This is a genomic window from Anaerospora sp. (assembly GCF_032013335.1).
Classification (GTDB): domain Bacteria; phylum Bacillota; class Negativicutes; order Sporomusales; family DSM-15969; genus Anaerospora.
On record NZ_DALZUO010000004.1, the window covers coordinates 24,451 to 46,263 of the forward strand.

Sequence of the window (21,813 nt, forward strand, 5' to 3'; positions counted from 1 at the left end):
TCCAACTTTTATTTAAATTCCAGGAAGAGTCTTTAAATCCCTTTCACTGCATTCTTTTTTTGTATATATTCATGAATAGCAACAGCCGCCTTTTTTCCTGCGCCCATTGCCAGAATGACGGTTGCAGCTCCAGTAACAATATCGCCACCGGCAAACACACCCTCTTTTGAAGTTTGGCCATTTTCGTCAGCCATAATATTGCCGCGGCGATCCACTTCTAACCCAGGAGTAGTTTGCTGTACCAGAGGATTAGGCCCTTGTCCTATTGCCATGATAACGGTATCAACTTCAAGAATGAAATTTGAGGAAGGTACGGCTATTGGTTTACGGCGTCCTGAGGCATCAGGCTCACCCAGCTCCATACGGATACATTCCAGTCCCTTTACCCAGCCTTTTTCATCACCAAGTATTGCTTGAGGATTTGTAAGCAGCCGGAATTGGACTCCTTCCTCTTTGGCATGCTCCTTTTCTTCCGCTCTGGCTGGCATTTCATCTTCGGAGCGACGATAGACAATATAAACATTTTCAGCACCTAAACGCAATGCTGTACGCGCAGCATCCATCGCAACATTACCAGCTCCGACAACAGCAACATTTCTTCCCGCATGTACAGGAGTGCCTGATGCAGGATATTTATATGCCTTCATCAAATTAACACGTGTCAAAAATTCGTTAGCCGAATAAACACCATTTAAGTTTTCGCCTGGAATCTCCAGAAAATGCGGCAGTCCGGCACCAGTTGAAATAAATACGCTATCGAAGCCTTCGTCATTCAATAATTCATCAATGGTAAATGTTTTGCCGACAATAGCATTCACCATAATTTCTACGCCAAGTTCTTTTAATTCATTAATTTCTCCGGCAACAATGTCTTTAGGTAAACGAAATTCAGGTATTCCATACATTAAGACCCCGCCAGGAGCGTGCAAAGCTTCAAGCACTGTTACTTTATAGCCTAAGCGTGCTAAATCACCGGCAGCGGCTAATCCTGCAGGTCCAGCGCCAATAATGGCAACCTTCCCCAGAGTACCCTCGAGCGCTTGAGCGGCCTGTTTGTTTTCTGCCGTGCGGGAATGATCAGCGGCAAAACGCTCCAATCTTCCGATGGCGACAGGCTCACCTCGCTTGCCAACAATGCAATACTTCTCACACTGATCTTCCTGTGGACATACACGTCCGCAGACTGCGGGCAGATTATTCTTGGTTTTTATTTCAGTAATTGCCGAATCAAAGTTCCCGTCTTTAATATGTTTAATAAATTCAGGAATATTAATCCCTACAGGGCACCCTTGCCGGCATGGCGCTGTTTTGCATTGCAAACAGCGTTTTGCTTCATTTTGCGCTGTTTCAGAAGCATAACCTAGCGAGACCTCCGAGAAATTTTTGCGTCTTTCTTGCGGTTCCTGCTCGGGCATTTTATTTTTTACCCATGACATTTGCAATTACCTCCTTGAGGCCGTTCTTGCTTTTCATGATTGTGATACATTCTTTGCCGTGCCATTAACCCCGCGAAATCAACTTCATGAGCATCAAACTCAGGTCCGTCAACGCAGGCGAATTTATTCTCATTAGCTACATTTACCCGGCAGCCGCCACACATACCTGTGCCATCTACCATGATTGGATTAAGGCTTACAATTGTATGAATACCATGCGGGCGGGTAACCTCGGCTACACTACGCATCATGACTACAGGGCCAATAGCCATTACAACTGCAATTTTTTCTCCTGCATCAATAAGTTCTTTAAGCGGGTCAATGACAAGGCCTTTATGGCCTTTAGAGCCGTCATCAGTAGTGATGTGGAAAACGTCACTGACTGCAGCCATTTCTTTTTCCAGTATCAACAGCCCTTCATTACGAGCACCAATAATAGAAATTACTTTATTACCAGCTTCTTTGTAAGCTCTGGCAATCGGATACACAGGTGCTACCCCAATGCCGCCACCGATACATACAACCGTGCCGAAATTCTCAATATGTGTAGCCTTTCCAAGCGGACCGGCTACGTCCAGGAATTGTTCACCTTGCTTTAGTGCGCCCATTTGCCGGGTACTGTGACCAACTTCCTGAAAAATAAGCGTAATAGTTCCCTTTTCACGATCAAAATCAGCAATGGTCAGCGGTATGCGCTCACCATCTTCATCAATCCGTACAATAACAAACTGTCCCGGTTGGCATTTCTTGGCGATCAGAGGCGCCTGTACATGAAATAACTTTACACTAGGTGCCAGTTCTTCTGCATAAACAATTGTATACAATCTTCTCTCCCCCTATCATTCACTTCTATTGCACGAGTCTCATGCCGCGTTGTTGTACTTCTGTCAGCAGTCTTTCTTCATCAATCGTAGTTAGACGGCGATTATCCAAAAGAATTTTACCATCTACAATAACCGTATGTACATCAGCAGCAGCAGCAGAATATGTTAACAGCGAAGTCCTGTCATGGCGTGGATACCAATGGGGAGCATGCATGTCAAATAAAGTAATGTCAGCTTTAAATCCAGGTTCCAGTTTACCTGTGACTTGGCCAAGACCAAGTGCATTTGCTCCCAAAGTGGTAGCCATGCTGACAGCAGTTGATGCAGGGACAAGCAACGGGTCACACCGATGCACTTTATGCAGCATTGCTGCAAGCCGGATTTCTTCCAGCATATCCAGATTATTATTGCTAGCTGCTCCATCTGTTCCCAACCCTACATTAAGGCCTGCTGACAACATTTCAGGAACTGGAGCAACACCACTTGCCAGCTTCATATTACTGCCAGGATTATGCGCAACACGAACATTTTTCTGCCTCATAATTGCAATATCTTCTGGTGAAACATGAACACAGTGAGCCGCTAATACCCCGCGGTCTAACACACCTAAATCATTCATTAGCGCAATAGGAGTTTTACCATGCTTTTCAAGGCAGGTTTTTACTTCATCAGCTGTTTCTGCGAGATGAATGTGAATTTCAGCTCCCAGTTTTTCCGACAAAGCAACTACTTTCTTTAAATACGCAGGAGGACAAGTATAAGGAGCATGGGGACCTAGCATAACCGTGATACGCCCATCAGCGGCATTGTGCCATTCCCTGTAAAAGCTCTCACTCTCAAGCAGTGCCTGTTCAGCCGTAGGCGCTACTCCCGCCATCCCTCTTGCCAGAACCGCACGAATACCACTTTGCTCTACTGCTTGGGCAACCTGGGGCATAAAAAAATACATATCTGCAAACGTGGTCGTTCCTGATTTAATCATTTCTGCTATTGCCAATTGAGTACCCCAATAAACATCTTCAGCAGTTAAATTTGCCTCGGCCGGCCAAATTTTATTTTGCAGCCAATCCATCAAGGCCATGTCATCTGCATAGCTCCTAAACAGCGTCATAGCTGCGTGGGTATGAGTATTAACAAAGCCGGGAACAGCAAGCTTATTCGAACAATCAATAACTCTGTCCGCTTGCCAATTTGCTTCAACATGACCGCAATATTTGATAAGCGAACCCTCAATTGCAATATCTCCCTGCTGTACCTCACCCTTTAATGTTAATAGCTCGGCATTTTTTAAGAGGATTTTACTCATTCGTTACACCTTCCCTTGTCGTTTGCGATACTGTTCAAGATAAAAAGTATGCATACTAGCTACATCTTCATCACTTAATACAACAGCTTCGCCAAGTTGATTGGCATATATATAGATTTGAGCCGCCTTTTCGACCAGTTCACATGCGGTCAGTGCTTCATCCAGCGATTGTCCGCAGCCAATTACACCATGGTTGGCGAGCAAAACGGCATTTTTATTTCCTAATGCCTGAACAGCGTTAGCCGCTAGCTCTTTTGTCCCTGGTAAAGCATAGGCGGCAACTTCGATTTCACCGCCGGCCAGCTGCACTAAATCTTCGATAATGGGTGGTATTGCCCGGCGGGCAACTGCGCAGGCGCTGGCAAAAATGCTATGCGTATGGACAATTGCCTGGACATCCGGGCGTGCCTGATAGATGGCAGAATGCAACGGCAGTTCGGAAGAAGGCTTAAGAGTCCCTTCAACTATTTGCTCATGATCATCAACAATGATAATGTCGTCTGCCTGCAGCTCCCGGTAGCTGCGCCCGGATGGTGTTATCGCTATCAGCTGACCGCAGGCCGTGCGGGAACTAACATTCCCCCACGTACCTGCAACTAAATTCTTATTCACTAAAGAAAGGCCGGTTGCTATTATTTCTTTTTTTAGTTGAGCTATTGATTTCAAAGCCCCGCCTCCGCTTATCCTGTTAAGCCTGCTGTAAATACTCGATTTGTTCCGCACTTAATTGATCAATTGAAATATTCATAGCCTGCAATTTCAAGGCCGCGACTTTTAAATCTAATTCACGCGGCAACTTATGCACGTCATTTTCCATGTTTTTATGATTCTCTAAAATATATAACACTGACAGCGCTTGCATAGCAAAAGACAGATCCATAATTTCCGTAGGATGACCATCACCTGCAGCCAAATTAACTAACCGTCCTTCGGCAAGCAGATAAATTTTCCGGCCATCTTTCAGAACGAACTCTTCGATATTCTTACGAACTTTTCTGATTGAAACAGCATGCTTTGCAAGATCATCTTTATTAATTTCAACATCAAAATGTCCTGCATTAGCCATCATAGCTCCTGACTTCATTTTTACAAAATGCTCACCGGTAATAACGTCTTTGCAACCAGTTAAAGTAACAAAAATATCTCCTAAAGCAGCGGCTTGCTGCATAGGCATTACTTGAAAACCATCAAAAACAGCTTCAATTGCTTTAACAGGATCAATTTCTGTAATGATAACATTTGCGCCCAGTCCTTTGGCGCGCATGGCCACGCCTTTACCGCACCAGCCATAACCGGCAACCACCACAGTCTTTCCTGTAACAGTAAGATTTGTTGTTCGCATAATGCCATCCCAGGTAGACTGACCTGTTCCATAACGGTTATCAAAGAGATATTTGCAATTTGCATCATTAACAGCAATCATCGGAAATTTCAACTTACCGGCATCTGCCAGACTTTGCAGTCGCAACACACCTGTTGTTGTTTCTTCTGAGCCACCAAGAATTCCTGCTGCTAAATCGGAACGCTGCCCATGCAGCAAGGACACTAAATCCCCACCGTCATCAATAATGATATCCGGTTTCGTATCTAATGCCTTATGTAAAAATTGCTCATATTCTTCTTCTGTTGTATTATACCAGGCATATACAGTGACTCCCTGTTCTGCCAAAGCGGCTGCCACATCATCCTGCGTGGATAAAGGATTGCTGCCGGTAATGCAGACATTAGCACCAGCATTTTTTAAGACAAGTGCCAAATAAGCGGTTTTCGCTTCTAAGTGCATAGTAATAACCAGGTTTTTTCCAGTTAATGGTTTAGTTTTTGATAAATCCTCATTCAATATGTTAAGGACAGGCATAAACTCTTTTACCCAGTTAATTTTATCATGACCCTGCGGTGCCAATGATATATCGCGAACGATTGATTTCATTTATTTTCCACCTTTCTCTTTCCTGATTTTACTAATCGCTGTATGATAGGGAGCTCTTAAGATACCGAGCTCAGTAATAATAGCTGTAACCAAATGATTTGGCGTAACATCAAACGCCGGATTAAACACATCAACCCCTTCAGGTGCGCATGGTATTCCACAAAAACTAGTAACTTCCGTAGAATTTCGTTCCTCAATTGGAATGCTGTCTCCATGGTCCATAGAGAAATCAAAAGTGGATAATGGTGCTGCTACATAAAAAGGGATATTATGCTGTTTTGCCAGTACGGCTACACTGTAAGTACCTATTTTATTGGCCACATCACCATTGAGCGCAATTCGATCAGCTCCGACAATAACAGCCTGGACCATTCCCTGCTTCATAACCCAGCCCGCCATACTATCCGTTATGAGCGTCACAGGGATATTTTCCGCCTTGAGCTCCCACGCCGTTAACCTTGCACCCTGTAAAAGAGGCCGCGTTTCATCAGCAAAAACCCGCACAATGCGTTTTTCACTCCACGCCTGACGGATAACCCCAAGGGCTGTTCCGAAATCGACAGTAGCCAATGCTCCCGCATTACAATGCGTTAAGACAGACATACCAGGTTGGTCAAAAAGGGTCGCACCGAATTCTGATATTCTTTTATTTACCTGACTGTCTTCATTAGCAATTGCAATTGCTTCTTCTTCTAATGCCTGAATCATATCTCCGTCCATACAATTCGAAGTAAAACGGTCTGCAACTGACATCATACGATCAATCGCCCAAAACAAATTAACGGCAGTTGGACGTGTCTTACGTAATTCTTCAGCTATTAGTGGTAGCTCCTGCTTAAAATCACCTTTTTGATCTCGTATTTCACAAGCTCCCAATACTAGGCCAAAAGCAGCCGCTGCACCAATTGCAGGAGCACCGCGCACTTCTAATCGCCGGATAGCCTCGGCAACAACTCTCCAATCCTTGCATTCGATAGCATCCACTGAATGGGGCAGACGCGTCTGGTTCAACAAGGTCAAACATTCTTCATTCCAACTCATTGACTTCATTTTGAGTTCACCGCTTTACTATAATTTAAAACCGCCATACTCAGCCAAAGCATGTTGACAAGTGCAGTCGGTATCTGTGTCCATAATATCAATACATTCCATAATCAGCTTCTTAATATTTTCTGCATTTGCTGCCATTGTTTCCAATACTTCGTGATGTGTTAAAGGCTGCGGGGAAATACCTGCTGCGAAATTAGTCACCATCGATACCGTGGCATAGCACATTTCCGCTTCTTTGGCGAGCGTTACTTCAGGAACATTTGTCATTCCAACCAGATCGCCGCCTAATTTAGCAAACATGTTAATTTCTGCGGGAGTTTCAAAACGCGGTCCTTCCGTACAAACGTAAACCCCTTTTGTGTGAACAGCAATCCCTGATTTTTGAGCAGACAGCCGCAATTTTTCCCTTAGTGACGGGCAATAGGGTTCTGTCACATCCAGATGGGCAACGCCCCGCTCTCCCCCTTCATAAAAAGTAGTGACCCGGTTTTTCGTAAAATCTAAAAATTGATCAATAATAACAAAATCTCCTGGTTTCATATCCAGATTAAGTGAGCCTACTGCAGTGGTAGCAATTATATTTTGAACTCCTATCTTTTTCATAGCCCAGGTATTCGCCCGGTAATTAATGAGATGAGGCGGAATAGAATGCTGAGTGCCGTGCCGCGGGATAAAGGCAATCGCTTTTCCTCTAAACTCCCCTACCTTGTAATTGACGACTCCATAAGGGGTTTCAATTTGTTCTTCCCGTACATTGTCTAAGATACGCGGATCATATACACCAGTGCCACCGATTATAGCAATTTTAATCATATTATCACCCTGCAAATTTATTTTCTACTACTAATCTTATAAAATAGCGCTTTTGTTATGCATAATAAAAAGCACTACGTCTATTTTACTATATTTTACTACCTTCTTTCCAGGTAAAAAAAAAGTTCTTCCTCACTTCACAGTTGAGGAAGAACTTTTCTGTTTATTACCAGTGTCTTATTTAAAGATACCGAAAGGTTTTCCCACAGGGAGAAAGGCTTTTCCAAACCATTTATTCAGGAAAGTTGCACCTGAACCATAAAAACCTAGTAATGAAATCGCTAATTCTGTCCAGGCAGCCATAGTATGTGCCCAATGTCCACCCATTCCAAAGGAATCGATAGCAAGTCCAATAAAAAGTACGTTGATTAAACACATGATGGAAAAGATAACTTTATTCGTTTCCATAGCAGCAATAGTACCGAAGAGTGAGAAGATCAGGTAACCGATAAAAGCAAAGCCTAATTGCTTTACATCTACAGCATTTGCAAGAACAGCACCAAAAGCTCCCATTTTAATCAGCCAAATTGCAGCCATTGATATCCAGAATAATCCATAGGCACCGAAGACAGTTGCACCAAAAAGATTGTTGTGCTTAAAGTCGTATATGCACGCCATCATTTGTGCAATTGATCCAAGAAAAATAGCCCATGGGATAACAAACGACATTCCAGTAGTCCAAGCCAATTTTTGCGATGCTGCAACGAAACATACCATTGCCAAACCAAAGAGTCCTAACGCAGACGGATCGGCCACCACAATTTGTACTTTTTGATCATTGTTGTTGCTCACTCATTTACCTCCTATAATTTAAGAAATGCATCATAAAAATACCATAAAAAATAACTATAGTCAATCGTTCTGAAGCTATAGTTGCAAGAATATTTTTAAAACCTGTTAATATAAGTAAGCGCTAGTAGCTTCTGTTAAATTCTTGCTATTTTTGGTAAAATTCTGTATGTTTTAAATACACTATATTTCTGTAAAATACTCTGTAAATACATAAAAGAAATCTATATATTAAATGAAGTTCTTTATATTAAAAAACATGTAAATTAGTAATTTACCAGCAGAAAATAAAAAAAGAACCTGGCTTAATAACCAAGTTCTTTCCCTAAACAAAAAACAACAATACATCATAAATTTACTCCCACCAAACCACCTAATGCACCTGCTGCGACACCGGCAACAAGTTTGTTTACTACTACAAGCATTGACAATGTTTCATTATTTAGTTCAACACCGATCCCTAACGAAACCAGTACATAAATAATTCCGACTGTCACCCCAATGATAAGTCCCATTGCTTGAGCCTGCTGAGTTGCATAGGCACTGCCAATAAAGATACTTGTTAAGCTAACTCCTACCATTATATATTGCATGTATGCTTCAATAAATGTATTATCGCTGGTTAGGCTGATCAGTGCTAAAAAAAGAATACAGAAAATCGATACGGCAACACTGGTGATTACGCCTTTAAGAATTAAAACGGTCATACCAGATGACTTAGGGGGCTGGGTGTTCGAGCGAAAACGCCGGGTTAACTTATTCACAGTGCTCCCTCCTACGAGTTTTACTGTAAATTTATGCAATAATCCGCTAAATATACCCAGTTATTAGCAATTACAGCTTCCACTGTTTAAGCATATCCATAATTTTATAATTAGTTAGGTCAAAATGTATCGGTGTCACCGAAATTTTTCCCTGTTTTATCGCTGTAATATCGCTGTCTGGAGCATTTTCATTTTCTACGACACTGCCGCCCATCCAATAGTAAGAGCGTCCGCGAGGATCAGTCCGTTGATCAAAGGTATTTTCGTATACACGTACACCTAATTTTGTTATACTGACCCCCTTTAATTCAGCTTCAGCTAAATCAGGAACATTAACATTCAGTAAGGTATTCGGAGGCAATTGCTGCTGCATTAATGTTTCAACCAAGCGGCGGGCAAAACGGGCAGCCGGCAGAAAGGCATCTGATTTCCAGGAATCTAAGGAAACAGCAACTGCAGGTATATTAAAAAGGGCTGCCTCAATTGCGGCGCTTACTGTTCCCGAGTATAATACATCCGTTCCTAAATTCGGTCCCTGGTTGATTCCGGAAACAACTACATCTGGAGGATCGGCAAGCAGGGCTTCAACAGCTAGCTTTACGCAATCAGTAGGTGTACCATCCACTCTCCAGGCACATATGCTTGGGTTATCAATACATTGACGGTCTACCCGTATCGGATGATGAACCGTAATTGCCTGACTTGTAGCGCTTTTTTCACTGGCAGGCGCTACTACTGAAACAGTCCCTAATGTTGACAATTCCTGCCATAAAGCCTGAATACCAGGAGCATTAATACCGTCATCGTTAGTTAAAAGAATATGCATGTTAACACCCTCCCTAAAGGTTATGCCTTTTCATTTTTGACTAGAATTCATAAGACTATACTCCCTGCGGATAAGAGAAGAAGGATGAGTATCTACTCATCCTTCTCTCTTTATTTTGCAGCTTGTTTACTCAGAAGATTCTCTTTAAACTCACTCGATGACTGAGTAAGCAAGATTTCACGATAACTTATGCTGCGGGTATGCTGAGTATGGCTCCAGACTCTTTCGTTACGGTGAAGAAAACCGAGAAAAGTAATAGGAATCCAGCTATAAACAAACAGGGGATAAAAAATCATGTAAAACCAGCATTTTAAAGGAGCTCTGATTTTAGCTAATACTATCACAGGAAAAATATACTGGCCTACCGCAATGATGGTCCATACCTCAAGAGGCAAGATCATATACAGGATATTGGTATAAAAAGGAACAATATGGTAGATATAGCTTGCTAACACAAAGGTAGTGGATAGAATGAGAAAATGCGGCTGTACTAAGTGCAGAACGCCATCAAGCAGGCGAATGTCACGCCGCCTTATTCCTTCCGACAGAAGTTTGCCGATATATCGTCCGCCAACATCAAAGTGACCTTGTGCCCAACGCTTGCGCTGATGCCAGGATTGTGCGAATGTCAGAGGTTTTTCGTCATACACAATTGCATCATGGGCCCAGGTCGTACGAACACCCTGAAGAAGTACTTTCATCGTAAATTCCATATCTTCAGTCAGGCAAGTAGCGCCCCAGCCGTGTTTTTCCAAAATATCGGTGGAAATACACATTCCAGTTCCGCCCAAAACGCTTGATAAGCCTAGGTTATATTTTGCCAAATGCCAAATGTGATTAACTACCCAAAAAGAGATGGCAAAAGTGCCAGCTATCCAAGTATCACAAGGATTCTTTGCATGCAGGTATCCTTGAATAACTTTTTCACCCTTACAAAGCTTGTTGTTCATTTCCAAAAGGAAATCAGGATGCACCAGGTTGTCAGCGTCAAAAACAACGACTGCATCATAGCGGCGTTCCAAACGAAGCAGCTTACTGAACATCCATTCCATTGCAAAACCCTTGCCACGCTGCTCCAAATTGAAACGTTCATGAACAATAGCTCCTGCCGACTTCGCAATGTGCGCCGTACTATCGCTACAGTTGTCTGCAACCACAAAAATGTCGTACATTTCACGAGGATAGTTGAGTATCTGGAGATTTTCCACTAACTGACCTATAACCTGTTCCTCATTATGGGCAGCAACAACAACGGCAAATGATTTCTGAGGGGTTAAAATCTTAATCTCTTTTCGACGCCACATCCCAAAAAACGCAAGGAAAAAGTAGTACAAAGTAAAAAAAACGATGATTAACTGCATCGGGATCATTATGTAGTCAAAAATATAGTTCATGGATTAGTCTCCTTTTTAAACACGAGATAAAAACGCAGTACTAATACCAAAATAATTGTAATTTTGGTTCTTTCAAATTGTCAAGTATAATTTGGTTACTAGATAATATAACCCGCAAAAAAATATGTATCCCGGGGAGGATACAAGTCTAGCACTAATTTATGATTGCTGAAGTCTAAGATTCAAATAAGCCAAACAGCGTATTCAGCATCCCAAACAGTGCATAGGCAAAAAAGCCAACAAATAAGTATGCATCATGAGCCAAAAACAGAATATAACCGCTTACCAGAACAGTGATTACAAGCGGGACAATCCGAATTCGTTCGCCATCTTTTCCTTTGAAGTCAGGATAGCGAACGGTACTGACCATCAAATAAGCAAAAATTACAGTAAGAGCTAACAAAAGCCAGCTAGGTGATTTTATGCCTAACATGACATACGTAGCAATTACACAACCACTTGCCGGTATTGGTAATCCCATAAAATAACCTTTTACCACTCCCGTATTCACGTTAAAGCGGGCCAGCCTTAGCGCGCCACAGGTAGCAAAGGCTGCAGCAGCCAGCACACCAACGATGCCATATTCTTGCAGAGCATAAACATAGGCTAAAATAGCAGGAGCAACGCCAAAAGATACCACATCACACAGAGAATCTAATTCTTTGCCAAATTCACTGCTAGTATTGAAATAACGGGCAACTCTTCCATCTAAGCCATCAGCAACTAGTGCTGCCACAATAAGCAGTGCTGCCGTTGAAAAAGCGCCGTTAAAGGTACTAATTAATGCAGAAACACCTAATACAATATTTAATGCTGTTAACGCATTAGGAATAAAACTTCTCAAGTGGGTAACCTCCCTATAATGGTCTCCCCGCCTTTTACACGGTCACCTTTTTTTACAAGGATTTCTACCGCTTGAGGAACAATTACTTCTGTACAGGAGCCAAATTTAATCAGTCCATACCGTTCTCCATGCTTAAGAGTTGTCCCTAGAGTAACCCAGGAAACAATCCGTCGCGCAATCAAACCAGCTATTTGGGTCACAAGCACACGCATATGTGTATTTTCTAAGCCGATCGAATGGCGCTCATTCTCACAGCCAGCAGATTCTTTGTAAGCTGGCCGAAAGCGGCCGCAAGTATATTGCTGAAACTTTATTTCACCGGCAACAGGGCTACGGTTAACATGTACATCAAAAACAGACAAAAATATTGTTACCTTTTTACCAGTTGCATTCAAGAATTGGTCTTCAAAAACCTCGGTGACCCCCATGACTCTGCCGTCAGCAGGTGATACAACAAGCGTATCATCCTCAGGAATACTGCGTCTAGGATTGCGAAAGAAGAAGGTAACAAAAGATGCCAACACTCCGGGAATAATTGCCCAATAAGGGTCAACAGCCACAGCCGTAACAATTGTTATGAGAATAAGAGTTCCAATATATATGTAACCTTCTTTAACTACAGGCGTTTTTACCACGTATCCACCTCCTCCAAAGCAACCCCCTTGTCTTTCTCTGTGAATTCTCAACCTATTATAATATACCCCTTTTACTTTGTCTAACTATTTTTTGTCCAATACTACCTTTATAACGAACCTAGGCAATGCAAGCATTCGAATCGCACGATGCGGCTGTTTTAACAAACGATACAGCCATTCTAAGTTTGCTTGCTGCATCCATAACGGTGCACGTTTTACCGTTCCTGCCATTACATCAAGCGTTCCGCCTACCCCGATACAAACAGGAACCTGCAGACGCTTAAGATTGCGTGACAGCCATTTTTCCTGCTTAGGTACCCCTAGTGCAACGAGTAAAATATGAGGCTGAGCCCGTGAAATATCTTCAATAATTTCATTTTCATCAGCAGCACTAAAATAACCATCGCGAGTTTTAATGATATTTATACCAGGATAGCGTTCTTCGGCGGTTTGCTTTGCCTTCTCTGCTACTCCCGGACCTGCTCCAAAGAGATAAATCCGGTACCCTTTTTTTCCGGCTTCTGCAAGCAGTTTCTGCGTCAGATCAAAACCAGCTACCCTCTCATACACCTGTTTCCCCTGATAGCGGGCTGCCCACACAACTCCTGCTCCATCCGGAACCACCAACGAAGCACTACTTAGTATATTTCTAAGTTCACTATCTTGCTGTGCCAGCATAACCATTTCTGCATTTGCAGTTGCAATTAAGTGAGGCTCGGAATCCTGAATAAAGGTTTCAATTTTTGCTACGGCTGATTCCATTGTAATAGAATCAACGGGAATACCCAATACGTTAACTTTTGAATGCACGTCTTTCCTCCTGCTGCCAAGTTCTCCCTGCTACGTAGCATTTTACCATACAATTAAAATCCGGGCAATCGCCAGGGAAGCTTCCAGAAAGGTCGATTGTCACGTTGATTGTTAGAGGGGGCAGATTGGCCGCCCCGTGTACGCGAGTCGGTCACTTTCGGCTCAGTCCCGCGGATGAAGGCACTGTATTCAGTATCAGAGCAGCCGGATGACGGTGCAAGCTTACCCGATTCGGCACAAATGGCTAATTTCGTTATCACATTAGGAGGAACTGAAAAATCAATTGCCCTGCTGTCACTTACCACCTTACTCATCATCGTTCCCCAGAGAGCGGAAACTTCGGTACCTGAAATGCCGACAGGCTTACGATTATCATTTCCTATATAAATTCCGACAACCAGTTCCGGTGTGTATCCCATAAACCAGGCAGTTTCATAATTATCGGTAGTACCCGTTTTCCCTGCAGCCGGCCGGCCAAGATTAGCCGGTGTGCCTGTTCCATTATCAAGTACACTCTTTAAAATATCCGTTATAATATATGCTACATCCGGTTGCAGGGCCGTCTGTTGGCTAAGCTGGGATTGCTCCAGCACCCGATCATTTTCATCAAGTACTTTAACAATCGCAACAGGCTTCGAAATAACCCCGCCATTAGCAAAACCGGTATAAGCTGTTGTTAACTCAAACAAGCTCACTCCTTGCGTAAGACCCCCAAGCGCTGAAGCCAAATTATTATCCTCAGGCACTATTGTTGAAATACCCATAGAACGCGCTAGATTCAATACATTTTCCATTCCTATTTGCTGCCCAACTTTCACTGCAGCAACATTGACCGACCACCGAACAGCTTTCTTAAGAGTAATAGAACCACGATATTTTTTATCATAATTTTGCGGTACATAACCACTGATATTAATGGGTTCATCAACAATTACTGAAGCCGCTGTCAAACCACTATTCAAAGCAGCAGCATATAGAATCGGTTTAAAGGCTGACCCTGGCTGCCTGATTTCCGATAGAACCCGATTTGTTTGACTTTCCTCGTAGTTACGCCCTCCGACCATTGCCCTTATATAACCGGTTCTAGCGTCAAGTGCCAGCACTGCTCCCTGAAACTCTCCCAGCACAGCTTCTGCTGCTTGCTGGGTTTTCGTATCTAAGCTTGTATATACTTTTAAACCACCCTTATAGACTCGATTCGCTCCATAACGGCCTACTAACTCATTTGCTATGTAATCGAGAAAATAAGATGCTTGTATCGCACGTTTTTTCTTGCCTGCTAATTGTACCGGCTCACGATTTGCGACAGCTGCCTGCTGCTCCGTTATATAGCTCTCTTTAACAAGACCGGCTAACACAACAGCCCGCCTATTAACGGCCGCATTCATGTCACTGTAAGGAGAATATATATTGGGCCCCCGTGGCAAACCTGCAAGTAATGCGCTTTCTGCCAGCGTTAATTCGCTTGCATGTTTACCAACATACAGCTGCGAAGCTGCTTCTATTCCGTAAGCACCTTCACCAAAATAAACCTGATTTAAGTAAGCCTGTAAAATTTCTTGTTTAGAAAACTTACGCTCAATTAAAACAGCTAACAAGGCTTCTTTTATTTTTCTGCCAAATGTCTGCTCTTGTGTGAGAAATAAGTTCTTGGCAAGCTGTTGCGTGATTGTGCTGCCGCCTTCAACTATGCCGCCATAACGTACATTTATCACCGCTGCCCGTATGATACCAATTGGATCAATTCCGAAATGACTGTAAAACCGGGTATCTTCATTTGCAACAATTGCTTGCTGAACATAAGGAGATATACTATTAATAGAAACAACAATTCTGTTTTCTTCAAATAATTTTGAAATCAGTTGCCCATTAATATCAAAAACCTGCGTGGCTGCAACCAGCTGGAGCTGATCTAAGTTATCCGTCTTAGGAAGGCTAAAGAAAGCATAGCCGACACTGGCGAATAACGACAATATCACGATTACAATAATGCTATCAACTATATACTCACGCCACCATTTTTTTTGCATGATTCGCCGGCCTTTACCTTGTTTTTCCATCGGGTTTCCAACTCCCCTCTGCACTTAGTATGCCCAATCAAATCCCAACATTTTCACTTGTCATGCGAATAATCAAATAACACCCCTTGCCTCATATAAAAGGCAAGGGGTGTTAATAAAATTAAAGGCTGTAATTAGGAGCTTCTTTTGTAATACTTACGTCATGTGGATGGCTTTCTTTCAAACCGGCGCTTGTTATGCGGATAAATTGAGTTTTCGTAATAAGTTCATCGATATTGCGTACACCACAATATCCCATGCTTGCACGCAACCCGCCAACCATTTGGAATAATGTATCAGCAACCGATCCTTTATAAGGTACACGGCCCTCAATGCCTTCCGGAACGAGCTTGTCCATATTTTCTTGGAAATAACGGTCTTTACTACCATCAGCCATAGCTCCCAGCGATCCCATACCACGATATACCTTGTAGCTGCGGCCTTGATATATAACAGTTTCTCCAGGACTTTCTTCTGTGCCGGCAAGCAGATTACCGATCATAACAACATTGGCACCTGCTGCGATTGCTTTGGCAACGTCTCCGGAATATTTAATGCCACCATCGGCTATAACGGGAACATTATATTCACGCGCAGCTTTGGCACAATTATAGACTGCTGTAATTTGCGGCACACCAATACCGGCAATAATACGGGTTGTACAAATTGAGCCCGGTCCAATACCTACTTTTACCGCATCCGCTCCTGACTCAATCAAATCACGGGCAGCTTCTGCAGTTGCAATATTACCGGCTATTAACTCAATATGAGGATAAGCCTCTTTGATCCGTTTCACTGATTGAAGAACCCCAATAGAATGTCCATGAGCAGTATCAATGACGATAACGTCTACCTTAGCAGCAACAATGGCATCTACACGGTCCATCATATCTGCTCCTACACCAACCGCCGCAGCAACAAGCAGCCGGCTTTTAGCATCTTTGGCAGAGTTCGGATACTTCTGCGCTTTTTCAATATCTTTAATAGTAATTAAACCCTTTAAATTGCCCTCTTGATCCACCAGCGGCAATTTTTCAATGCGATGATGTCTGAGGATTTCTTTTGCTTCTTCCGGCGAAGTGCCCACTGGAGCAGTAATTAAATGCTCGCGGGTCATAGTTCCGCTGATTTTTTTCTTCATGTCTGTTTCAAAGCGCATATCCCGGTTGGTAATGATCCCTACTAATTTACCTTTTTCCGTGATGGGAACACCGGAAATACGGTATTTTTCCATCAGACCATTTGCATCCTGCAGCGTATTTGTAGGTGACAGGAAAATCGGATCTACAATAATTCCATGCTCTGACCGTTTTACTTTATCAATTTCATTCGCCTGCCGCTCAATGGTCATATTTTTATGTATTACACCTATGCCGCCCTCACGTGCCATGGCAATTGCCATTCTGGCTTCAGTAACTGTATCCATACCCGAGCTCATGATCGGTGTGTTTAGTTTAATATTACGAGTCAGGTATGTCCCTACCTCTACATCGCGTGGCAATATCTCGGATTTAGCCGGAACAAGCAATACATCATCGAAAGTTAATCCTTCAGGTCCAAATTTATTTTCAAGCATATTTTTACTCCTTTCAAATGGTTTCGTATTTATTCTGCATAGTATATCATACATAACCTTGCCAAGGCTACCTCTTTTTATGTGAAAAAAAGGTTATATTTTGTAAAAAAACAAGAGATTTTGTAAATTTAAGAAGGAAATGAAAAGCAATAATGGAATTATAATGATTACTCATATCTTGTTTAGTAAAGTAATTTATAAAGCTATAAGAAGAAAGGAATTAAAACCATGTCTAATAACAAAGGTATTTTATTAGAGACTGGTACAAACGAGTTTGAAATTGTTGAATTTGCGGTAGGTTCTGTTACTTATGGCATAAATGTTGCCAAGGTCCGTGAAGTTATTAATCCTCTTGAAATTACAAAGATGCCCAATACCCACCCCTATGTTGAAGGAGTTTTTACTCTGCGTGGCAAGGTAATGCCTTTGGTCAATCTGGCAAGATGCCTTGGCAGTGAACACACTGCCACCTCACACAAAATCATTGTCAGTGAACTCAATAACTACTTCGTAGGCTTCCTGGTTGATGAGGTCTCCCGCATTCACCGTATATCCTGGACCGAGATGGAGGCTCCTCCCAACATTACCAACTCCGATATGGTTGTTGGAATAGTAAAAATGGCAGCAAAAATGGTTGTTCTCCTGGACTTCGAAAAAATTGTGGCTGATATTAATCCGGAAATAAATCGCAAATTAACTACCATCCCTTCTGCTAATGTAGGTGTAGTGGAAACTCGTAAAACGAAGACTATCCTGATCGCTGAAGATTCAAAAATGCTGCGTGACCTGTTGCTTAGTACGCTTCATGTAGCTGGTTACAACAATGTTATTAGTACTGAGAACGGTCAAATTGCTTGGGATACTTTAGAAAACATGGCATCAGACCGAACTCCGATGCAAGAAAAGCTGAATTTAATCATTACTGATATTGAGATGCCTCAGATGGATGGTCATCATTTACTTAAGCGCATCAAAGATCATGAAAACCTGCGTGCACTTCCGGTCATTATCTTCTCTTCTCTTATCAATGAAGAAATGCGCCGTAAGGGCGAAGCACTCGGAGCTGCTGCTCAGGTTACAAAACCGGAAATTACTCAGTTGATTGATTTAATTGACCAAAAAATTCTCTAAAATTGTCAGGACTAAACATAATTTGTTTAGTCCTGATTTTATTTTGTCCAACTGTTTAAACTAAGCATATACTGTCGTTGGAGGTATTTATGCTTGCAATAACTGGTGGTGTTGTTCATACTGTTTCAAACGGAACTATTGAAGGGGCCGTAATCTTAATTGATAAGAAAAAAATTATTGCCGTTGGCCAACATATTGCCATTCCTGCCAATGCAACCGTTATATCGGCTGCAGGCAAAGAAATTACTCCCGGGTTAATCGACTGTCACACCCATCTCGGTATTGCCGAAGAAGGTGTAGGACAGGCTCACGTAGACAAAAATGAAGTAAACTCCCCGCTCTGTCCACATTTGCGGGCCATAGATGCCATCAATCCCGAAGATCAAGGCTTATCTGACGCATTATGCGGTGGAGTGACGACTATTATTGTTACTCCTGGAAGCGAAAACGTGATTGGCGGACAAAGCGTTGCGATTAAAACACACGGTACCGTAATTGATCACATGATCCTTCGCCAGCCAGCAGGGATGAAAATTGCTTTTGGCGAAAATCCGATCCAAATATACATGGCAAAGGACCGTCCTCCCTCAACACGCATGACAATTGCAGGCATGATCCGGGAACAGTTGGTCGCTGCTCAAAATTATGCAAATAAGATCGCTTCAGGGACAGGCGAACGTGACCTGCGCATGGAGGCACTTGTACAGGTGCTGAACCGTGAAATACCGCTTCGAGCTCACGCGCACGCGGCAGACGACATTATGACGGCAATCCGTATTGCTGATGAATTTAATCTGCTGCTTACACTGGAGCATGCAACTGCGGGACATAAAATTGCAGAGGAAATTGCCAAGCGTTCTATTCCTGCCGTTATCGGTCCCTCCATCACCGCCAGAGTTAAAGTCGAGTTAAAGGACCGTACCTACCGCACACCGGCCCTGCTCCATGAAGCCGGGGTAAAAATAGCTTTAATCACCGACCATCCATTCTTGCCGATTAATTGCTTACGCTTAGAGGCTGCTTTAGCGGTAAAAGCAGGCTTACCCCGCGATGAGGCATTGCGAGCAATTACCTTGCATGCTGCTCAAATTATTGGAGTGAGTAACCGGGTTGGCTGTATAGAGGCTGAAAAAGACGCGGATCTAGTTATCTTTGATGGTGATCCATTCGCTATTTCAACACATGTTACTACCGTCATTGTCGATGGGCAAATAATAGGAAAAAAGCCCCAGGCTTAGCCTGGGACGCTCCTCTTTACTTTACAATATATACTTTTGCTTTTTGCATACCGAACTCATACGCTTCGTCTACAGTTGCCATAGCAATGTCAATTCGCTTCCCTTTAATAGCTCCGCCTGTATCCTCAGCGGTAGCATAAGCACCATGTCCGTCGGCAAATTCAATATATACACGTGAACCTAAGGGAATAAGCTTAGGATCGACGGCAATAATGCCTGGACGAACTTTCGTTCCCATGTGCGTCAAATCTCCCCATTTACCATTATCATGTGCACCGGGGGCATAAGCAGTTGCTACCATCTCGATAGCCTCTGATTTAAACTGACGTTCTGCAGCCTCGGCTGACGCTTTTGAACTAAGAGCGATCGCTCCTATGAAAAAAAGTAACCCTAAAGTCATAAAAAGTTTATTCATGATAGTCTCTCCTCTCTATATGCCTACGAGGTTAGCTGACGGGTTCGGGACAAGAGGATATCCCTACCGCAGAAATTCTGCGGATTCACCCCAAATATGGTTCCCCCGTTTTCCTGGGAAATTCGGCATAACACGTATTCTACAGCATACCTGGAAGTTTGACAACCCACCGTCATTTGCATGATCGTCTCTAATTACCTGTCCTGGCTGATTATCGTGCTCATCCTTCCGTATACGGACTTTTTTCTTATTATGCAACGTAAGGTAAGTGAATAACATGATAAACAGAGTGTTTTCTTTTAAAAAACCTTATAAAATTAATCCGGACAGTATAAAATCGCAAACAACAAATCAAGCTCCCGCCGGGAAATTTGATGTCATTATCGCAGGAGCCGGACCTGCAGGCAGCACAGCCGCTTATTTTATGGCACAGCAGGGACTGAAGGTTTTACTCCTGGAGAGAGGGTGCTACCCCGGTGCGAAAGTCTGCGGTGGAGTAAGCATCATTGCAGAGCATACTCATAAACTTTTTCCTAATTTCTGGGATGAACTTGAATGGGAACGAATGGTAACTGACCAGTCCTTCTGGTGGATGACAGAGGATTCCGTACTAAGCACCCGATATCAAAGCAAGCGGTTAGCAGCGGCTCCCTACAATCGCTTTACGATAAAACGTATCCATTTATATCAATGGTTGGCACAAAAAGCGATAGATGCCGGAGCTATCCTGCTTAATAATCACCATGTATCTGAAGTGCTTTTTAAAGACAATCAGGCAATTGGTGTAAAAATAGCTGAACCTCATCCTAATTATTATCTGGCCGATATCATCGTGTTAGCTGATGGCGCGAATTCCATGCTTGCCGAAAAATCCGGCCTTATTCACCGCGTATCACCACTTAATATGTCTCTTTATGTAAAAGAAACCATCTCCCTTTCCGCTGAGATTATCGAAGAACGATTCAACTTATTACCCAATGAAGGAGCCATAATCGGGTTATACGGTTATCCAACAGCCGGCATGAATGGAACAGCGTCTATTCATACTTTCAAAGACAGCATCAGCTTAAATGTCGGCATGTCCGTAGCTGATTTTGCCCAGTCGGGTACTCGGCCATATGAACTTTTGAATCGCTTAAAAGAACATCCCAATATTAAGCATTTACTTAAAGACGGTAAATTAAAAGAGTATGGCAGCGCGCTTATTCCGGAAGGCGGCTATACTAGTATTCCAAGCCTCGTACATCCGGGAATTATGATTACTGGCGATGCTGCCGCTCTTGTTAATGGTGTTCATGGAGTTAATCTAGCAATGTGGTCGGGTTTTTTTGCAGCTAAAGCTGCTACTGCCGCTAAAATAGTCCGTGACTTTTCAGAACGAAAGCTTTCTCTATACCGTACACTGCTAAACGAAAGCTTTGTCATGCAAGATATGAAAGCAAATGCTGGCGTAGCTAAAATGCAGCAGGATATTCCCTATTTATTTGACCTTTACACTCGAATGGCGAACGAAGCTGCTTTCCAGGTCGCAAAGGTTTATACGATGCCCAAACTTGCCAAAAGAAAGTTTATCTTTCAAAAACTAATCAGCATGCAGCCTTTAGGCAAAATGCTCAAAGACAGCTGGCGTGTGTTAAAGGTAATAAAATGAATACATTATACACTAAGATGAGCTCCCTTCATTTTGAGCCTGATGATTCGTGGCAGCATGTCATCATCGGGGATCAGAATATCTGTAAGGATTGTCAGAGTAAAGCCTGCCTGACAATTTGTCCTACCGAAGTTTTCTTGTGGAATCATGCGGATAATACGCCTATTGGCGTATTATATAAACAGTGCATTGAATGTGGCGCCTGCCGGCTGGTGTGCCCCTTTAAAAACATTGAGTTTTGTTATCCCAAAGGCGGATATGGTGTTATGTATACAGAAGAACACCCCATTTCGTAAGTAATACGAAATGGGGTGTTTTTTT

At 42.8% G+C, this 21,813-nt stretch carries 21 protein-coding genes and 1 riboswitch; of the genes, 4 read left to right on the plus strand and 17 right to left on the minus strand.

Going from position 1 to position 21,813, the window contains the following annotated elements; translation table 11 throughout:
- Positions 1 to 32: 32 nt before the first annotated feature.
- The 16 genes from gltA to guaB all read right to left on the minus strand — a co-directional run bounded on the left by gltA (position 33) and on the right by guaB (position 17,057).
- Positions 33 to 1,436, minus strand: coding sequence for an NADPH-dependent glutamate synthase (gene gltA / locus RTR76_RS04945; RefSeq protein WP_312517331.1), 1,404 nt, complete (start codon positions 1,434 to 1,436; stop codon positions 33 to 35).
- Positions 1,424 to 2,260 (minus strand): sulfide/dihydroorotate dehydrogenase-like FAD/NAD-binding protein, encoded by an 837-nt coding sequence (locus RTR76_RS04950; RefSeq protein WP_312517334.1) that lies wholly within the window; start codon positions 2,258 to 2,260, stop codon positions 1,424 to 1,426. The genes gltA and RTR76_RS04950 overlap by 13 nt, the downstream gene beginning before the upstream one ends.
- A gap of 25 nt (positions 2,261 to 2,285) precedes the next feature.
- Entirely contained in the window at positions 2,286 to 3,566 is a 1,281-nt protein-coding gene (locus tag RTR76_RS04955) for an amidohydrolase (RefSeq protein ID WP_312517337.1), read from the minus strand.
- Positions 3,567 to 3,569: 3 nt separating this feature from the next.
- The gene (locus tag RTR76_RS04960) at positions 3,570 to 4,232 is read right to left on the minus strand and encodes a class II aldolase/adducin family protein (RefSeq protein ID WP_312517340.1); all 663 of its coding nucleotides are present in this window, start codon (positions 4,230 to 4,232) and stop codon (positions 3,570 to 3,572) included.
- A 22-nt stretch (positions 4,233 to 4,254) separates the two neighbouring features.
- On the minus strand, positions 4,255 to 5,496 hold the full coding sequence (locus RTR76_RS04965; protein ID WP_312517342.1) for an adenosylhomocysteinase: 1,242 nt from the start codon (positions 5,494 to 5,496) through the stop codon (positions 4,255 to 4,257).
- Positions 5,497 to 6,546: an S-methyl-5-thioribose-1-phosphate isomerase gene (gene mtnA / locus RTR76_RS04970; protein WP_312517345.1), complete on the minus strand. Its 1,050-nt coding sequence runs from the start codon at positions 6,544 to 6,546 to the stop codon at positions 5,497 to 5,499. It abuts the gene before it with no gap.
- Between the two features lie 18 nt (positions 6,547 to 6,564).
- The gene (mtnP, locus tag RTR76_RS04975; RefSeq protein ID WP_312517348.1) at positions 6,565 to 7,359 is read right to left on the minus strand and encodes an S-methyl-5'-thioadenosine phosphorylase; all 795 of its coding nucleotides are present in this window, start codon (positions 7,357 to 7,359) and stop codon (positions 6,565 to 6,567) included.
- Positions 7,360 to 7,536: 177 nt separating this feature from the next.
- A complete protein-coding gene (locus RTR76_RS04980) occupies positions 7,537 to 8,151 on the minus strand; it encodes an acetate uptake transporter (protein WP_312517351.1) in 615 nt (204 codons plus the stop codon).
- A 344-nt stretch (positions 8,152 to 8,495) separates the two neighbouring features.
- Positions 8,496 to 8,912, minus strand: coding sequence for a TIGR04086 family membrane protein (locus RTR76_RS04985; protein WP_312517353.1), 417 nt, complete (start codon positions 8,910 to 8,912; stop codon positions 8,496 to 8,498).
- 70 nt (positions 8,913 to 8,982) lie between these two features.
- The gene (gene surE, locus RTR76_RS04990; protein ID WP_312517356.1) at positions 8,983 to 9,738 is read right to left on the minus strand and encodes a 5'/3'-nucleotidase SurE; all 756 of its coding nucleotides are present in this window, start codon (positions 9,736 to 9,738) and stop codon (positions 8,983 to 8,985) included.
- A 110-nt stretch (positions 9,739 to 9,848) separates the two neighbouring features.
- The gene (locus tag RTR76_RS04995) at positions 9,849 to 11,132 is read right to left on the minus strand and encodes a glycosyltransferase family 2 protein (RefSeq protein ID WP_312517359.1); all 1,284 of its coding nucleotides are present in this window, start codon (positions 11,130 to 11,132) and stop codon (positions 9,849 to 9,851) included.
- Between the two features lie 175 nt (positions 11,133 to 11,307).
- The gene (gene pssA, locus RTR76_RS05000) at positions 11,308 to 11,976 is read right to left on the minus strand and encodes a CDP-diacylglycerol--serine O-phosphatidyltransferase (RefSeq protein ID WP_312517362.1); all 669 of its coding nucleotides are present in this window, start codon (positions 11,974 to 11,976) and stop codon (positions 11,308 to 11,310) included.
- Positions 11,973 to 12,611 (minus strand): phosphatidylserine decarboxylase family protein, encoded by a 639-nt coding sequence (locus RTR76_RS05005; protein WP_312517365.1) that lies wholly within the window; start codon positions 12,609 to 12,611, stop codon positions 11,973 to 11,975. The genes pssA and RTR76_RS05005 overlap by 4 nt, the downstream gene beginning before the upstream one ends.
- Before the next feature lie 84 nt (positions 12,612 to 12,695).
- A complete protein-coding gene (locus RTR76_RS05010; protein WP_312517367.1) occupies positions 12,696 to 13,421 on the minus strand; it encodes a WecB/TagA/CpsF family glycosyltransferase in 726 nt (241 codons plus the stop codon).
- A gap of 53 nt (positions 13,422 to 13,474) precedes the next feature.
- The gene (locus RTR76_RS05015) at positions 13,475 to 15,481 is read right to left on the minus strand and encodes a PBP1A family penicillin-binding protein (protein WP_312517370.1); all 2,007 of its coding nucleotides are present in this window, start codon (positions 15,479 to 15,481) and stop codon (positions 13,475 to 13,477) included.
- Positions 15,482 to 15,602: 121 nt separating this feature from the next.
- A complete protein-coding gene (gene guaB / locus RTR76_RS05020) occupies positions 15,603 to 17,057 on the minus strand; it encodes an IMP dehydrogenase (RefSeq protein ID WP_312517372.1) in 1,455 nt (484 codons plus the stop codon).
- Positions 17,058 to 17,285: 228 nt separating this feature from the next.
- On the opposite strand from guaB, the gene RTR76_RS05025 reads away from it, so the two are divergent.
- The gene (locus RTR76_RS05025; protein WP_312517375.1) at positions 17,286 to 18,188 is read left to right on the plus strand and encodes a chemotaxis protein; all 903 of its coding nucleotides are present in this window, start codon (positions 17,286 to 17,288) and stop codon (positions 18,186 to 18,188) included.
- An 89-nt stretch (positions 18,189 to 18,277) separates the two neighbouring features.
- Entirely contained in the window at positions 18,278 to 19,426 is a 1,149-nt protein-coding gene (locus tag RTR76_RS05030; protein ID WP_312517378.1) for an amidohydrolase, read from the plus strand.
- Positions 19,427 to 19,442: 16 nt separating this feature from the next.
- Here RTR76_RS05030 and RTR76_RS05035 read toward each other — a convergent pair whose 3' ends face one another.
- Positions 19,443 to 19,841: a 3D domain-containing protein gene (locus RTR76_RS05035; RefSeq protein WP_312517380.1), complete on the minus strand. Its 399-nt coding sequence runs from the start codon at positions 19,839 to 19,841 to the stop codon at positions 19,443 to 19,445.
- Between the two features lie 6 nt (positions 19,842 to 19,847).
- Positions 19,848 to 19,979, minus strand: a riboswitch (cyclic di-AMP (ydaO/yuaA leader).
- A gap of 139 nt (positions 19,980 to 20,118) precedes the next feature.
- Between RTR76_RS05035 and RTR76_RS05040 the strand changes: the two genes are divergently transcribed.
- Positions 20,119 to 21,492, plus strand: coding sequence for an FAD-dependent oxidoreductase (locus RTR76_RS05040; RefSeq protein WP_312517383.1), 1,374 nt, complete (start codon positions 20,119 to 20,121; stop codon positions 21,490 to 21,492).
- Positions 21,489 to 21,788 (plus strand): 4Fe-4S dicluster domain-containing protein, encoded by a 300-nt coding sequence (locus RTR76_RS05045; protein ID WP_312517386.1) that lies wholly within the window; start codon positions 21,489 to 21,491, stop codon positions 21,786 to 21,788. The genes RTR76_RS05040 and RTR76_RS05045 overlap by 4 nt, the downstream gene beginning before the upstream one ends.
- Positions 21,789 to 21,813 lie beyond the last annotated feature (25 nt).